3 protein-coding genes are annotated in these 2,704 nt (G+C 36.0%); 2 read left to right on the forward strand and 1 reads right to left on the reverse strand.

Annotated elements, in window-relative coordinates; all coding sequences use genetic code 11:
* Positions 1-434, forward strand: a 434-nt coding sequence (locus ACR2F7_RS16005; RefSeq protein WP_432714545.1) for an MBL fold metallo-hydrolase, incomplete at its 5' end; no start/stop codon positions are given.
* Between the two features lie 725 nt (positions 435-1,159).
* Here ACR2F7_RS16005 and ACR2F7_RS16010 read toward each other — a convergent pair.
* Complete coding sequence (locus tag ACR2F7_RS16010; protein ID WP_432714546.1) at positions 1,160-1,522, reverse strand: winged helix-turn-helix transcriptional regulator; 363 nt, start codon at positions 1,520-1,522, stop codon at positions 1,160-1,162.
* Between the two features lie 128 nt (positions 1,523-1,650).
* Here ACR2F7_RS16010 and ACR2F7_RS16015 point away from each other — a divergent pair, with 128 nt between their 5' ends.
* Positions 1,651-2,427, forward strand: a complete 777-nt coding sequence (locus ACR2F7_RS16015) for an SDR family oxidoreductase (RefSeq protein ID WP_432714547.1) — start codon at positions 1,651-1,653, stop codon at positions 2,425-2,427.
* Positions 2,428-2,704: the final 277 nt, after the last annotated feature.

Here is a 2,704-nt window from a genome sequence, read left to right on the forward strand (position 1 = left end):
TTGGGCCGTTCAAAATATCTTCAGTTCCTGCGGTTGATGGGTTTGGTGATCCGCAAGTCAGCTGGATAGTCGAATGTGATGAATATAGGATCATACATGCCGGAGATACTTTGTTCCATGGGCTTTGGTGGCGAATCGCCAATAAATATGGCTCTTTTGATGTGGTATTTCTGCCTATCAATGCACCGGTAGTTAATTTCCCCCATTTGCAGCCTTCAAGTCCGCTTGAAGCGGTAATGACACCCGAACAGGCTGCTGCAGCAGCAAATATCATTCGGGCAAAAAATGTCGTGCCTATTCATTACAGGTCACTTCACAAACCGCCGATGTATACAGAAACTGACAATGCTGTTGAAAGACTTCGGAAGGCGTTACACGGTTCATATGCCCAGGCATTGATTATGCAGCCTGGTGAATGGTTCGGGCTCGAATAATAAAACTTTTTATTCTTCGGTAATTGTTTAAATTATGCAAGCTCTAAATCAAGGGATGATTAGGGTAACCGCCGGCGAATTGCGTACTAAATAACGTATTGGAAATAATCGGCAGCATTCTTTCCCGGTTCATCAAAAGTCATCCTTTGCTCCGCAGGCATTAAGTCGTCGTACTTTACAACGATAGGCTGCTTAGTAAAAATGCAGCCTATTCCGTTCAACCTGATTAAAGTTGTTGCATCAGGTTTACCAACTGATTTAAAGTCTTCAATAAAATTAAAGGTAGTTATCGGCCCATCGTAATTAAACTTATCAATGGCTGTGTAGTGTTTTCCCTTATCCTGCCACTGTTCTGGGATGAATGCATTAAACAGTACCTATCAGCTTTTCATTGCCAGAAACCAAGTACTGGTTTAAAAAGTAAGCTTTAGCGAAATCAATTTCAGCGATGTAAGTATGTACGCCCGCTTTGCTGTTCAGCAGCTTCAAAAAGTTAAAATCAATTTCCTGGGGTTTTGAACGCCGTGAGATTCACCTAATAAGAAGATTTGATGATGAAAAAAGTCTTGATCAAGCACTGGCCTTGGTTTTATACCAATAGTAATATCAATACTGTTGTTTTCAAGGTAAGTATCAGTCTTCTGGCAAACAAAACAGCACTAAGCAGGCAGCATAAAAGGGTTACCTTTATTTTAAGCGTGATGTGGTAAAGAAAGGACATAGGTTTAAGGATTTTTAATCTGATCAAATTTCACTTTTTTCACCATTTGTTTCTTATAAACAATTGCCCACTCTGTCATTTGGTCAAGAATTGGTTTCAATGTCAGACCTTCTTTTGTTAAACTGTATTCCACAGTAATGGGAACCGTATTAAAAGTTTGCCTGTTTACTATACCTATAGCTTCTAAATCTTTTAATTCTTTTATTAACATTTTTGGAGAAATTCCTGTTACATTTCTTTCTAACTCTTTAAAACGCTTTTTCCCGAAATACAGGCTGGTAAGAATATGTAACTTCCATTTACCTCCCAAAACTTGCAGTATGAACTGTATATCGCTCAAATCAACACAACTTTGGTTATTTTCCATTTTTATTTTGCTTTAACTGCTTATTAAACAATATACTAACATTAAGTATATTAATATACTTTTTGGTAACTACTTGCAAAAGTATAGTATTGAATATACATTTGCAATTCAATTTAGAAATGAATTAAATGAAACGAAGCGGTAATACAGTATTGGTAACTGGTGGTGGTACCGGAATAGGATTGGCTCTGGTAGAAATCTTATTAAAAGAAGGAAATGAAGTAATCATTTGTGGAAGGACAAAAGCCACTCTTGATGATGCACAAAAGCGCTTTCCAACGTTAAAAACCTTTGTTGTAGATCTATCTAACGCCGAAGGAAGAGAAGCATTAAAAACCGAAGTAAATAGTAGATTTCCTAAATTGAATGTTCTGATAAATAACGCAGGAATTTATAGTATTACAGATATTATGCATCCTAATTATATTGCAACGTTAGAAAGTGAGCTAGCTACTAATTTAATAGCACCGGTAGCTTTAATCCATCTATTAATGCCGATTTTAGAGAAGCAATACGATGCTACTATTGTAAATGTTACAAGTGGATATGTTTTTATTCCATCGGTACAATCATCTGCATATAGTGTAACTAAAATTGGTTTAAGGGCCATAACTCAGAGTCTGAGATTTCATTTTCGTAAAACATCTATACGAGTGGTGGAAGTAATACCACCTGCTGTAGATACTCAAATGAACAAAGGAAAGAAAATATCACTGATCACTACTGAACTTTTTGCTCAAAAGGTGTTTAAGGGTTTGATTAATGGTGATGATGAAATAGTAGTGGGTGTATCAAAAATTGGTAAGCTATTATCTCGAATTGCGCCGAAATTTGGTTTTACAAAAATGAATACTGATGAAAAAAAACAGCATATTGAAAGGGAAGTGAGGGTTGATAATCTTTAATTGTGCTTACCCAATTTCAAGATGTGAGTAGGATAAACTTGTTTGCGTGGATTTGCGATACTGTAAAATGAACTGTATCAGTTAAGAAATTGAGAATTTGATTTTTTAACTTTATGATACAGATTATGAGCCCCAGAAAAAAGCCTTGCTATTTTTTATAAATAACAAGGCTTCTGTTTTGGGCCCCTTCTATCATTATATAAGATAAAGAAGGCTCTTTTGGATTTTTAATTATGCATGTTGACCTGCATGCACTCCTTCAGCAAACTCTTCCACA

This window comes from Pedobacter sp., from assembly GCF_045628745.1.
Lineage (GTDB): Bacteria > Bacteroidota > Bacteroidia > Sphingobacteriales > Sphingobacteriaceae > Pedobacter.